The organism is Thaumasiovibrio clandestinus, assembly GCF_047250365.1.
GTDB lineage: Bacteria > Pseudomonadota > Gammaproteobacteria > Enterobacterales > Vibrionaceae > Thaumasiovibrio.
In genome coordinates, this window is record NZ_JBLBVL010000025.1 from 1 (window position 1) to 12,642 (window position 12,642).

Genomic DNA, 12,642 nt, shown 5'->3' on the forward strand with positions numbered 1-12,642 from the left:
ATTAAATTCGTTGGCAAGTGTTTTTCTGATTTTTTTTAAAAAAAACCATCAAGCGTACAAATATAGACCAAGATCACGCTTTTTAACGCTTAATTGGCCTTTGGGGTCATAATAAGCAAGCAATGCTATCCCTCAGTAGTCCCGCCATGAACCTTCAATCCAGTTTATCTGGGTAGTAAAGTCCTCTAATGGGGTCTCTATATCATCTCGATTAAAGAGGAAATGTAGTGCGCCTCTATATATTGCGTAAGTTCCTTCAGCATCCATTACATACCCACCAGAAGGATTAAATGCCCCATTATTGAAGAATGAAACATTATCAATCGTAATGGCTGTTCCAGTCAAAGCGCCCAATAACTCAGCTTTAATAACGGGTGCGACGCTATTCCAGTGCATACTTGACGGAGAGAAGCCTAAGTCATCATCGACAAAGTGGTAAACCATGCCTTTTAGATTATGCGAACCATTAACTGCAAAAATACCATTGTGAACAACCAGCACCATGCTGTTTGGTGTTGACGCTTTAGACAGTTCCGTTTTGATCCCCACCAAATCAGCACCATCCAATTCGCACCCACCATAAACCCATATAAGATCTTCACCGCTTCCTATCGCGTTTTTAATTTTGTTACCGCAGCTACTATTTAAAACTGGTGCAATAGGCAAACTACTTTTATTGCTTGGTTTAGTGGGAGGCAAGGACGATGGTCCAATTCGATAAACAGAATCGTGGTACATCACCTCCAACCATTCGCTGCGATCATAGTTAAATGTCTCTTTAAACGGATCAAATGCAGTATCGTTTACTACATCATTCTTCAACCCCGTTGGATACCCATAGTTACCTACGCCATTAATCGTTTGATGGCTTGCACTACAAGCTTGTGGTGGCGCAGTCGGAGGAGTAGGAAAATCAGCATAAGGGGCGGTAACACCATGGCCGACACCCTGGTTGATGATATTTCCATGTGCAATAAAGTCATTTTTAAAGCGCAACATGGTGCAATCCCAAAGATTTTCGTCTGCAGGCTCGCCCGGGTCTGCCAGCATAGCGACAGAGCCAAGTAAAAATAGGTTTGAGGTTGCCTTCATCACACCTGACGAGCGACCTGATCCCAAAGCTGTAAACGTGCGCTGTACTTGAGTGGGCCCAGATGTCGCCACCACGTCAACTTTCGGACTCCCAGAAAAAACCACACTGTCAAGATCGACTAAGCCACATTCCGTCGCAGAGAACACTGGTACGCTATTGACTATTTTTGCTTTAGTAAAAGCACACTCCAAGCCGCCTTCGGCTGCCCAATGCGCCTGAGCTGCACCCACTTCATTTTGCGCTCGTTTTATCTGATAAAAAGCGGTTCTCGATGCCCCTAAAATGGTTAGCAGCGATGCGACCAGCAACATTCCTGTCACCAGCAGACTCATGGCACCTTGTTCTCTTCTCATATTGCCGTCTCCCTAAATAAGACAGCCCATCACTACTAACTACGAGAGCTCACGTCTCTATCTATATTCAATCAAACTCACTGTAACGCGATAGCATCGTGTTTAAGTCAATGCTATGTACTTCTCCCCAGCGATCTTGCCAGCCAACCGATACCGTAATCGTTTTTGCCGCAGCGGAAACACTCGGAGGCGGCAGCATAATTGCGTCATTAATCACTGTTTGACGAGCGAAAGTATAGCTTGAGCCCGACACCGCTAAATCATTTTCAGTAACACCGCTACCGTTGTCGGCTAACTCAGTGCCATCAAACCATAACGTACTTGTCGCCGCGCTGTTCGTTGAACGGGTGCGATAGTGTTCTAACTTTAATTCCGCTAACGAAAGCGCCTCCAATGAGGTCAGCGCATAATCGGCTTTTTTATCGATAAAGACTTGCAGTCTGACCAAGCCTAGAATTCCAACACTTAACACCACTAACGCGATAAGGCTTTCTAATAGGCTAAAGCCATGTTGTTGTTTAAAAATCATGCCACGACCCTTCTACCCATTTTGGTGGTCCTACTTCAATTACATCTTCAATATTGTCTCTATTAAAAGCAAAGTTAAGCGATTGATCAAAATAGGCGTCTAAACCCACAGTGTCGAGTATTTGTCCCCCCGAGAAGGTAAACGCCCCACGCTGAAAATAGATCGTATTTGCCTTTGCTAAACTAGGAAAAAGTGAAAAGGTTCCAAAGTAATCTTTCGCTTCAAAGTGATCCCAAAGCGCTGCTGTTGGAGTAAACCCAGTCGTTACATGCATCAATAACCCAGGGAAATCCATTGAAGATTGAATAGAAAACAGTCCATTATGGATTAGCAATAACGTCGATGGGTTCCCCATATCATTGAGAGCATCTGAGAGCGTCTCTACCCCACCACCAACACCGGACGTCAACTCACAAGAGCCAGATACCCAAATCCGTGTTTGTCCAGCAAGAACTTTATTCGCTATCTCAGCACCACAATCCTCCACATACTTGTATGTGATATCATCAATAATTATCTCGTTCAGCGCGGTTATGGTGGTGAAGTTCCACTCTGCGCTCGTTCTAACATCATTCCACTGTGACTTCGGTTTTTTAAAAATGTCATAGAATGGATCTAAGCTAGGTGTTTGTACAAAATCATTGCCATAACCAGTATCAGCAGATACCGTTGTCATATGGGTTGATGCACAGTCTTGCCCTTGCGAATCAAAGTCAGCATAAGGTGAAACACCATTTAATACCCCTTGATTGATAGCACCTGATAACGAAGAAAAGATATTCTGATAATTTATCGCTACACACTGCCATTTCCCCCCAACAAAGTCGCCCGGATCTGGCGTCGAAAATGCTGACGAGCCTCGAATATAGAGGTTCGCTGTGGCTTTAATCGCTCCTGGATCTCCAGTGCCAAATGCCATTAAACGAGATAGTTGTTTCTTTCCCGACATCTGCAAAGCGTTGGACACCACCTTGTACTTATTTAAAAAAGGGACAAACGATAACGACTGCAAATCTAAAGGAGTCAAACAATCTGCGGTCAAGTAGCTTGGATATAAACTATCATCCAAATAGTCTTTATTCTGATCGACGGAAACCTTCGCAAATGCACACTCCAAGCCTCCTTCTGCCGCCCAATGAGCTTGCCGTGCGAGCACTTCATTTTGTGCACGCTTGACCTGATAAAATACTTTTTTAGATGCTCCCAATGAAAATAACAGGGCCGCAATAAGTAGCATGGTGGTGATCAGTAAGCTCATGGCTCCACGTTGCTTTCTTCTCATCGCCAGTTCCTCAGCAATACCGCCTTCTCTTTACTATAACTTTCACCCGTTGCAGGCAGTGACGCAGTCAGTTGCACCGTCAATTTCTGGCTTGTTGCGCTTGAGGACGAAACAACTTCTTCTGTAATATTAAACGCATCAACCTGAATCAATTGGCTATCAAGTAACGCGTCGCCTCCGGTAAACGACGGACAAAAGCCGGCCAATTCTGTCGCATACACATCCGTTGTTAGGGGCGGAGTCCCGTCCGTTTTGCACATTTTAAGCCAGTCATAAGGCTTATTGCCTCCGGCACTTTTTTTAGCGATACCGATAACATCCCAGCTACCATCAGGGGCTTGATAAACAAAATCAGCCCAAGTATCACCACCTGAACTGAGGTTAACGACGCTGCTCGCGCCTGATAACTTAATTGACTTCCCCCGTTCCGAGTATCCTGCTCGAAGTAGATCTTCAGCGATTAAACGAACCGCGTCATTAACATTTTGACGCAGTACCAATTGACGCGTGCGCTCTGTCACCACCTTTTGCCCTTGAACATAGACCGAACCCACAGCGCCGATGGCCAGTAAGCTCACTGACGATGCTACCATCAATTCAATCAACGACATTCCACGTTGCCTAGACGCATTCGACATAACCATAACTTCCTTGCTGCGAGCAAATGCTGATCCGACCGGATATATTACTGACTTTAACTGTTGTGGACGCTTCCAGATTATTAGTAATAATCGCACTAAGGTTATTACTAAAAACCCCACGCACAGGCTCAACTACCACCTCTAAACTCGTAACGGAAAGCCCAGTATTTTTAAACGCGTCTCCATCAAGAATTGACATGGCTTCAGCCTTCGCCGACGAGATATCTGATGCAGTCGACGACTCCAACAACAGAGCCAATATCCACATTCCATCTCGATACTCTGTGTTTACCGCTGGCGTGTCATCGCGAATAAGCTTAATTTTTAACCTGTCATTCTTCATCACGGCTTCAGACTTGGCTTGCAGCAGAAAACCATGAACTTCATCGGTTAGACGTACGACTCTATTCTTCTCTATTACTGACTGATAAGAAGGAACCGCCACCATCGCCAATATGGCAATTAACCCAACTGCTACCACCATTTCGAGCAGAGAGATCCCTGCGATCAACGCATGTCTTTGCGGCAATTTTTGCGTTCTGTGCAGTTTCATCTTGTGAACCATTTCCTAAAATTCCGCGCTATATATAACAAAGCCTAAGAAGAACCATTGATATGAGGATAACATTAGCGAATCGACCCAAAAGGTTAAAACAACAACTGTTCGAGTGAAATCGAACACAAGCGTAACGGAAGAGAATGATGAGACAAAAAGGCGTGACACTGATCGAATTAATGATAGCCGTTGCGATTGTTGGCGTTTTGGCAGCCATTGCCTTTCCTGCCTACGATAACCACGTTAAAAGCAGCCACCGTTCACAGGCAAAAACGAACCTTGTAATGATGCAACTATGGCTTGAGCAACAAATATCATCAGGCAGCGTTGACTGGGGGCTAAATATTGCCAACGAGTGTACAAGCTGTAATACCGACAGCGGTCGGTACACCTATGCTTATAGTCAAGACGGAAGCACCGTTTATAAAATTAGTGCAGCACCCAGTGGTGGGCAAAGTGGAGATGACTGTGGTACGTTAACATTAAGAGGCAATGGCGCAACAGAAGCCGACGCTCAGCAATGTTGGTAATGGCTGTGCGAAATGTACACCGTAGATAAAAAAAACCGCAGGACAAGTCCTGCGGTTAATTATTCTTAACTCTAACCGATTAGCCGGTTAGATCATCAAAAAACTTCTTCACTCCGTTGAAGAACCCTTCAGCTTTAGGCTTGTGCTTTGTCGCCGCCGCACCACCAAATGACTCTTCAAGCTCTTTAAGAAGCTCTTTCTGACGTGAACTTAAATTAACTGGAGTCTCAACCACAAGCTTACACATCAGATCACCCGTAGCACCACTACGTACCGACTTCACGCCTTTACCACGCATACGGAACATACGGCCGGTTTGTGTTTCAGCGGGAACTTTTAAGCTCACGCGGCCATCAAGGGTTGGAACTTCCACCTCTCCGCCCAAGGCTGCCATGGTAAAGCTAACTGGTACTTCACAATACAAGTTGTTGCCATCACGCTCAAAAATCGCATGCTCACGAACATGTACTTGTACGTATAGGTCGCCTGCTGGTGCACCCATTTCTCCGGCTTCACCCTCACCAGACAAACGAATACGATCTCCGGTATCCACCCCTGCAGGGATCTTAACGGACAGTGTTTTCGTCTTCTGAGTGCGACCTTGACCATGACAGATATTACATGGATCTTTAATGATCTTACCGCGGCCATGACATGTCGGACAGGTTTGCTGAACGGCAAAGAAACCCTGACGCATCTGCACTTGGCCATGACCATGACACGTACCACATGTCGTCGCCGATGAGCCTTTCTTCGCGCCACTACCATCACACGCATCACAATGCGCTAGAGTCGGGATTTCAATTTCTTTGGTAACGCCACGAACAGCCTCTTCTAGCGACAACTCCATGTTGTAGCGTAAGTCCGAGCCACGTTGAGCGCGTTGTTGTTGACGACGGCCACCGCCCCCCCCAAAAATATCACCAAACACATCACCGAAAATATCGCCAAAGTCACCGCCAGCACCGCCACCGAAGCCGCCGCCGCCAAAGCCACCTTGTTCGAAGGCCGCATGACCATACTGATCATACGCCGCTTTCTTCTGCGCATCGGTCAGAATTTCGTAAGCTTCTTTTACTTCTTTAAATTTGTCTGCTGCGCTGTCATCACCCGCATTCCGATCTGGGTGGAACTTCATTGCAAGGCGTTTATACGCCTTTTTGATATCGCGCTCAGAGGCGTCACGACTGACACCTAACACTTCATAATAATCGCGTTTCGACATAATTATTTTGGCCTGCTTTTTATATAGCGACGGGCGCAGGAGGTAACTCCAACGCCCGCGCCATCAAAACAACACTAGTTAGCTAGTCTTATTTTTTGTCGTCTTTAACTTCTTCAAACTCAGCGTCAACAACGTCGTCGTCTTGCTGTGCTTGCTGACCTTCAGCACCTTCAGCGGCTTGCTGAGCTTGTGCTTGCTGCTGAGCAATTTCCATCAGCTTTTGAGATGCTTCGATTAGCGCTTGAACTTTTGCGTCAATCGCTTCTTTATCTTCGCCTTTAGATGCAACGTCTAACTCAGAAATTGCGGCTTCGATTTTTTCTTTCTCATCCGCTGGAAGTGCTTCGCCTGCTTCTTCTACTTGCTTACGCGTACCGTGAACAAGTTGGTCTGCTTGGTTACGAGCAGTAACAAGTTCTTCGAACTTCTTATCTGCTTCAGCGTTCATTTCTGCGTCTTGAACCATCTTATTGATATCATCTTCGCTCAGGCCACCAGAAGCTTGGATAGTGATCTTCTGCTCTTTACCTGTGCTCTTATCTTTCGCAGATACGTGCAGGATACCATCCGCATCTAGATCGAAGGTTACTTCGATTTGCGGCATGCCACGTGGCGCAGCTTGAATGCCTTCTAGGTTGAATTGACCTAGAGACTTGTTGTCCATTGAACGCTTACGCTCACCTTGCAGTACGTGAATCGTTACCGCATTTTGGTTATCTTCCGCAGTAGAGAATACTTGGTTCGCTTTCGTTGGAATTGTGGTGTTCTTTTCGATTAGCTTGGTCATCACGCCACCCATGGTTTCAATACCAAGAGACAGTGGAGTAACGTCAAGTAGAAGAACGTCTTTCACATCACCAGCAAGTACGCCACCTTGAACAGCAGCACCCATCGCTACAGCTTCATCAGGGTTAACGTCTTTACGCGGCTCTTTACCAAAGAACTCAGTTACTTTAGCTTGAACCATAGGCATACGCGTCTGGCCACCAACTAGGATTACATCGTTGATGTCACCAACAGATAAGTCTGCGTCAGCAAGAGCAATTTTTAATGGCTCAAGAGAACGTTGAACTAGATCTTCAACTAGAGATTCTAGTTTCGCACGCGTTACTTTGATGTTCATGTGCTTAGGACCAGTCGCATCTGCTGTTACGTAAGGCAGATTAACGTCGGTCTGTTGCGCAGAAGACAGTTCAATTTTCGCTTTTTCAGCCGCTTCTTTAACACGCTGCATCGCAAGAGAATCATTTTTAAGGTCGATGCCTTGCTCTTTTTTGAACTCATCTACCAAGTAGTTGATCATGCGGTTATCAAAGTCTTCACCACCTAGGTGAGTGTCGCCGTTAGTTGCTAGAACTTCGAATGTTTTCTCGCCTTCAACTTCATCGATTTCGATAATTGAAATATCGAACGTACCACCACCAAGGTCATAAACAGCGATTGTGCGGTCGCCGCCTTTTTTGTCTAGACCGTATGCTAGCGCTGCTGCTGTTGGTTCGTTGATAATACGCTTAACTTCTAGTCCAGCGATACGACCAGCATCTTTGGTTGCTTGACGCTGAGCATCGTTAAAGTATGCAGGAACTGTGATAACAGCACCGGTCACTGTCTCACCAAGGAAGTCTTCCGCTGTCTTCTTCATTTTCTTTAGAACTTCAGCAGAAACCTGAGGCGCAGCCATCTTGTTGCCCTTCGCTTCTACCCATGCATCACCGTTGTCTGCCTTAACAATTTTGTATGGCATGATTTCGATGTCACGCTGAACTTCTTCGTCTTCAAAACGACGACCGATCAAACGCTTAATTGCAAATAGAGTATTCTCTGGGTTAGTCACTGCTTGACGCTTAGCAGGTTGACCTACCAAAGTTTCACCATCTTGGGTGTAAGCGATAACCGATGCAGTAGTACGCTCACCTTCAGCATTTTCAATAACACGTGGCGCATCACCATCCAGTACTGCTACACAAGAGTTGGTTGTACCCAAATCGATACCAATGATTTTACCCATCAGGTTTTCTCCGAAATTCGTTATTTTTTCTTTAATACCGGCTCTGCTCATCAGCAACCGATAGTAGGGACAAGTCCCAGAAAGTAGTTAATGACTTTGTATGACTCTTAGATAAGGGCGGCAAAACCCTTTTCAAGGGGAAAAATAAAAAAAAAGCGAAAAAATAAAAAAACCCGCTAATTGGCGGGCTTTTATCTACGCCAACAGATTACGCTTTCGTGTCCACGTTGCCTGATGCCGCTTTAGAAACCATTACCATCGCTGGACGTACCACGCGACCGTTTAGCTCATACCCTTTCTGCATGACCATCATCACCGTGTTTGGCTCATGCTCAGCACTTTCCTGAATCGACATTGCTTGATGCTGCTCAGGATTGAATGGTTCGTTAACAGGGTTAATCGCTTTCAAACCAAATTTAGTCACCGTGTCTGTCATGGTTTTTAGTGTCAGCTCGACACCTTCAACCATTGGTTTGATGGTGTCGTTGGTTCTGTCTGCCATCTCAACAGCACGTTCCATATTGTCGATCACTGGCAATAGTTCACCAGCAAAACGCTCAAGGGCAAATTTACGTGCCTTGTCGATCTCTTGCTCAGTACGGCGACGCATATTCTCTACTTCAGCTTTCGCACGTAGTACAGAGTCACGCTGCTCTTGCACGGTTGCATCTGATTGCGCAAGTGCTGCTTTCAATTCTTCGATCTTGGTTTCTAGCAAGTTTTCTTCGCTTTGTGCCTCTTCAGTTGTTTCCTCGGTCACTTCTTCTGGTGCTACTGCGTCATTCAATTGCTCGTCTTGTACTTTCTTTTCTTCTTTGCTCATGGTCACTCCGCCAAGATATCAAAATGGGTTACGTGGCGTTCTACTTCTTTTACAAGGACCGCCAAACTCAAACTGTTGCTGCATATTATGGGGATGAAGTTCAATGATTCAAGCGTCTTGCCTCGACAATTCACTAAAATGCAGACGACAATAACAAGATGACAGCGTTATACTGGCATTAATCTTCATCACAGGATCAATAAGATGGCGACGATTTTCAATACCATCGCACTGATAGGCAAGCCAAGAAACCCAGAGGCAATACAGACTCATCAAAAGCTTTATGACTGGCTAACCGCTCGTGGACATCGCGTTTTAGTTGAACAGCGATTAAATCAAGACCTTACAGTGGACGACGCAGATTATTGCGATCTACTCACTATTGGCCAAGCGGCTGATCTCGCGATCGTTGTCGGTGGTGATGGCAATATGCTTGGCGCTGCCCGCGTGTTATCACGCTTTGATATCTCAGTTATTGGTGTGAATCGTGGCAATCTTGGTTTTTTGACCGATCTCGACCCCGATGAATTTGAGCATGAGTTAGCTAAAGTTCTCGATGGACATTTTGAACCGGAATACCGCTTTTTACTGGAAACCGAGGTTTACCGCCATGGCGAGTTAAAAAGTCGCAATGCAGCGTTAAACGAATGCGTATTGCACCCGGGCAAAGTGGCACACATGATTGAGTTTGAAGTCTATATTGATGATAAGTTTGCTTTCTCTCAACGCTCTGATGGCTTAATCATTGCGACACCAACTGGCTCTACCGCTTACTCGCTTTCGGCAGGCGGCCCCATCCTGTCGCCAAGCATTAGTGCTATCACCCTAGTGCCTAAGTTTCCACACACCCTTTCCAGTAGACCACTCGTTGTTGATGCTAACCAACGAATTAAACTGCTTATCCCACCCGGAATCAATGACGCACTAGAAGTACGCTGTGATGGACAAGTTTCACTGCCAGTCAACCCTGGCGATGAAATCCATATTTTTAAAAGTCCTGAAGAACTGCAAATGATCCATCCAAAATCTTACAGTTACTACAACGTGTTAAGAAACAAGCTTGGCTGGTCGAGTAGATTATTTTAATTGCTTTAATTAGCTAGCCACCCTGCTGTGGCTAGCTACCACCACTAAATCAAATCTTCCTTTTTCACCTTACCTTCTAGCCATTGGTTCATTTGCTTGTCCATTATGCCGTTCGCAAAAAACTGCACAAAAAGATTTACTGTATGCAAACACAGTATATACTGTTCATCAGTACAGTTGTTGATCTGAACAGGTAGACGTAAATGCTAACCCATATGACCATCTCTAATTTTGCAATTGTTAAAGCTCTCGAGTTTGAGCTTAAAGCTGGCATGACCACTATCACAGGTGAAACCGGTGCCGGTAAATCCATTGCGATTGATGCGCTAGGTTTATGCCTTGGCGATCGTGCCGAAGCCAGCATGGTACGGCCCGAAGAAAACAAAGCGGAAATTAATGCCACTTTTTCATTGGATAATAATCTCGCAGCAAAGCGTTGGTTAGAGAATAACGAACTGGCCGATGGCGATGAGTGTATTTTGCGCCGTGTCATTACTAAAGAAGGGCGGTCACGTGGCTTTATTAATGGCAGTCCAGTCCCTGCCTCTCAGCAACGAGCACTCGGGCAACTGTTAATCAACATCCATGGTCAGCATGCGCACCAGCAACTTTTAAAACCCGAACATCAAATCGACATGCTCGACCAGTACGCAGGTCATATTAACCTGATAGAACAGACCACCCAGCACTATCAAATCTGGCGTCAGGCACAAAACAACCTTAATACGCTGATTAAAAACCGCGCTAACAACCAAGCACAAAAGCAACTACTCGAGTATCAAGTAAAAGAACTCGACGAACTTGGTTTAAGCGACGGCGAATTTGCCCTTATTGAAGATGAACATAAACGCTTATCTAACAGCAGCGAACTGGCTGCCAATAGCCAACTAACTCTCGATATCCTCTATGACGGTGAAGACGTTAATGCCTTGCAATTACTGCAAAGTGCCAGCCAAAAAATGCAAGAGCTGAGCGAGTTAGATCCGCAGCTTCAACACCTCTCTCCAATGATTGAAGAATCGATTATTCAAGTACAAGAAGCCAGCAGTGAGCTGCGCAACTACATGGATAGCATGGAGATGGATCCCGAACGCTTCCATCATCTGGATGAGCGATTAGGCAAAATCATGTCGTTGGCGCGTAAGCACTATGTTCAACCCGAAGGGTTATATAATAAACATCAGGAGCTACTCGCAGAGCTCGCTTCACTCGATTGCAGTGATGAAAAGCTCGATGAACTACGACAAGAAGTAGAAGCACTAAAACAGCACTACCTACACGCTTGTGAAAAATTAAGCAAAAGCCGTCAACGTTATGCCAAAGAACTCAATAAAAAAATCTCGGCCAGTATGCACGAACTTAGTATGGAGAATGGCCAGTTCTGTATTGACGTTGCGCCTAGCGAACAACAACTCACACCGCGTGGTTATGACAAAGTCGACTTCTTGGTGTCAACCAACCCCGGTCAGCCACTATCACCCCTAGCAAAAGTCGCATCAGGCGGCGAATTATCGCGTATCTCTCTGGCAATCCAAGTTATTACCGCTCAGAAAGTTGATACACCTAGCTTGATTTTTGATGAAGTGGATGTGGGAATCAGTGGCCCAACCGCCGCCATCGTGGGTAAGCTGCTGCGCCAGCTGGGCAACTCAACCCAAGTGATGTGTGTTACCCATTTACCTCAGGTTGCAGGTTGCGGTCATCAGCAGATGTTTGTTGCTAAAAAAACCAGCAAGGGGCAAACCGAAACACAAATGCGCCTACTCGATACAGAAGCACGCATTGGCGAACTTGCACGTTTACTCGGAGGCAGCGAAATCACAGCAACCACGTTAGCTAACGCCAAAGAACTACTGATTGCCGCCTAAGGACGATTTATTCAGAAAAATTGCGAACTCAGTGAACAATCTACAGTCATAGCTAACAGCATACTGGTGCCAATTGCAGCGAATATGCGCTATTATCAGCATCACTATATTACGCTACTTAAAAGCGCCCGGCCTAAGAGGCTGAAAAACGGCGTTATCGACTATGGAAAAGGTGGATTAGAACAACCGTGGCTATCAAGAAATTTGCCGTAATGGCCCTTATTACCGGAGTATTGAGTGGCTGCTCTATGCTCGACAATCTGGTATATCGCATCGACATCAATCAGGGTAACTATATTGTCGAACAAGACATCACCAAGCTGCGTGCAGGCATGAGCGGCGAACAGGTGCGCTTTGTGTTGGGTTCACCAATGATCGTCGAGTCTCACGCGCCTAATACTTGGTATTATATTTACCATCACCAGCCAGCACACGGTGAAACAGTGCAAAAGAACTTGATTCTCGAATTTGATAACCAAGGCAAACTGCTGGGCTATTACGGTGATTACACTCCAGACAGCAACTTCTACACTCCTGTTAGTTAATGGCTCGTTAAATAAAATCACCCCCAACTCATGTGAGCCAGGGGTGATTATTTTTTATCACTTTCACGCCAACTAAAGCTCGAGCGGCAGGCACATCTAACCG

Annotated in this window: 12 protein-coding genes; 4 read left to right on the forward strand and 8 right to left on the reverse strand. The window is 45.6% G+C overall.

Annotation, left to right across the window (positions count from 1 at the left end; all coding sequences use genetic code 11):
- Positions 1–132: 132 nt before the first annotated feature.
- From ACKLNH_RS19520 to ACKLNH_RS19540, 5 genes are all read right to left on the reverse strand, one after another.
- On the reverse strand, positions 133–1,446 hold the full coding sequence (locus tag ACKLNH_RS19520) for a hypothetical protein (RefSeq protein WP_413113942.1): 1,314 nt from the start codon (positions 1,444–1,446) through the stop codon (positions 133–135).
- Positions 1,447–1,513: 67 nt separating this feature from the next.
- Entirely contained in the window at positions 1,514–1,975 is a 462-nt protein-coding gene (locus tag ACKLNH_RS19525) for a type IV pilus modification PilV family protein (protein ID WP_413113943.1), read from the reverse strand.
- On the reverse strand, positions 1,965–3,257 hold the full coding sequence (locus ACKLNH_RS19530) for a hypothetical protein (protein WP_413113944.1): 1,293 nt from the start codon (positions 3,255–3,257) through the stop codon (positions 1,965–1,967). The genes ACKLNH_RS19525 and ACKLNH_RS19530 overlap by 11 nt, the downstream gene beginning before the upstream one ends.
- Positions 3,254–3,895: a PilW family protein gene (locus tag ACKLNH_RS19535; RefSeq protein WP_413113945.1), complete on the reverse strand. Its 642-nt coding sequence runs from the start codon at positions 3,893–3,895 to the stop codon at positions 3,254–3,256. Before ACKLNH_RS19535 ends, ACKLNH_RS19530 begins: the two co-directional genes overlap by 4 nt.
- On the reverse strand, positions 3,879–4,451 hold the full coding sequence (locus ACKLNH_RS19540; RefSeq protein WP_413113946.1) for a pilus assembly FimT family protein: 573 nt from the start codon (positions 4,449–4,451) through the stop codon (positions 3,879–3,881). Before ACKLNH_RS19540 ends, ACKLNH_RS19535 begins: the two co-directional genes overlap by 17 nt.
- Before the next feature lie 146 nt (positions 4,452–4,597).
- Here ACKLNH_RS19540 and ACKLNH_RS19545 point away from each other — a divergent pair, with 146 nt between their 5' ends.
- Positions 4,598–4,984 (forward strand): type IV pilin protein, encoded by a 387-nt coding sequence (locus tag ACKLNH_RS19545; protein WP_413113947.1) that lies wholly within the window; start codon positions 4,598–4,600, stop codon positions 4,982–4,984.
- Positions 4,985–5,063: 79 nt separating this feature from the next.
- Here the strand turns inward: ACKLNH_RS19545 and dnaJ are convergent, their stop codons facing one another.
- From dnaJ to grpE, 3 genes are all read right to left on the reverse strand, one after another.
- Positions 5,064–6,209 (reverse strand): molecular chaperone DnaJ, encoded by a 1,146-nt coding sequence (dnaJ, locus tag ACKLNH_RS19550; RefSeq protein ID WP_413113948.1) that lies wholly within the window; start codon positions 6,207–6,209, stop codon positions 5,064–5,066.
- Between the two features lie 88 nt (positions 6,210–6,297).
- Positions 6,298–8,217, reverse strand: a complete 1,920-nt coding sequence (dnaK, locus tag ACKLNH_RS19555; protein WP_413113949.1) for a molecular chaperone DnaK — start codon at positions 8,215–8,217, stop codon at positions 6,298–6,300.
- A gap of 208 nt (positions 8,218–8,425) precedes the next feature.
- On the reverse strand, positions 8,426–9,040 hold the full coding sequence (gene grpE, locus ACKLNH_RS19560; protein WP_413113950.1) for a nucleotide exchange factor GrpE: 615 nt from the start codon (positions 9,038–9,040) through the stop codon (positions 8,426–8,428).
- Positions 9,041–9,244: 204 nt separating this feature from the next.
- On the opposite strand from grpE, the gene nadK reads away from it, so the two are divergent.
- From nadK to bamE, 3 genes are all read left to right on the forward strand, one after another.
- Positions 9,245–10,126: an NAD(+) kinase gene (gene nadK, locus ACKLNH_RS19565; protein WP_413113951.1), complete on the forward strand. Its 882-nt coding sequence runs from the start codon at positions 9,245–9,247 to the stop codon at positions 10,124–10,126.
- A 203-nt stretch (positions 10,127–10,329) separates the two neighbouring features.
- The gene (recN, locus tag ACKLNH_RS19570) at positions 10,330–11,994 is read left to right on the forward strand and encodes a DNA repair protein RecN (RefSeq protein ID WP_413113952.1); all 1,665 of its coding nucleotides are present in this window, start codon (positions 10,330–10,332) and stop codon (positions 11,992–11,994) included.
- A gap of 212 nt (positions 11,995–12,206) precedes the next feature.
- A complete protein-coding gene (gene bamE / locus ACKLNH_RS19575; RefSeq protein ID WP_413113971.1) occupies positions 12,207–12,539 on the forward strand; it encodes an outer membrane protein assembly factor BamE in 333 nt (110 codons plus the stop codon).
- Positions 12,540–12,642 lie beyond the last annotated feature (103 nt).

Coding starts and splice junctions, on each gene's coding strand:
- ACKLNH_RS19530 (WP_413113944.1), bottom strand. CDS start 3,257: ATGAGAAGAAAGCAACGTGGAGCCATGAGCTTACTGATCACCACCATG.
- dnaK (WP_413113949.1), bottom strand. CDS start 8,217: ATGGGTAAAATCATTGGTATCGATTTGGGTACAACCAACTCTTGTGTA.
- ACKLNH_RS19520 (WP_413113942.1), bottom strand. CDS start 1,446: ATGAGAAGAGAACAAGGTGCCATGAGTCTGCTGGTGACAGGAATGTTG.
- recN (WP_413113952.1), top strand. CDS start 10,330: ATGCTAACCCATATGACCATCTCTAATTTTGCAATTGTTAAAGCTCTC.
- ACKLNH_RS19545 (WP_413113947.1), top strand. CDS start 4,598: ATGATGAGACAAAAAGGCGTGACACTGATCGAATTAATGATAGCCGTT.
- bamE (WP_413113971.1), top strand. CDS start 12,207: ATGGCCCTTATTACCGGAGTATTGAGTGGCTGCTCTATGCTCGACAAT.
- grpE (WP_413113950.1), bottom strand. CDS start 9,040: ATGAGCAAAGAAGAAAAGAAAGTACAAGACGAGCAATTGAATGACGCA.
- ACKLNH_RS19525 (WP_413113943.1), bottom strand. CDS start 1,975: ATGATTTTTAAACAACAACATGGCTTTAGCCTATTAGAAAGCCTTATC.
- nadK (WP_413113951.1), top strand. CDS start 9,245: ATGGCGACGATTTTCAATACCATCGCACTGATAGGCAAGCCAAGAAAC.
- ACKLNH_RS19535 (WP_413113945.1), bottom strand. CDS start 3,895: ATGTCGAATGCGTCTAGGCAACGTGGAATGTCGTTGATTGAATTGATG.
- dnaJ (WP_413113948.1), bottom strand. CDS start 6,209: ATGTCGAAACGCGATTATTATGAAGTGTTAGGTGTCAGTCGTGACGCC.
- ACKLNH_RS19540 (WP_413113946.1), bottom strand. CDS start 4,451: ATGAAACTGCACAGAACGCAAAAATTGCCGCAAAGACATGCGTTGATC.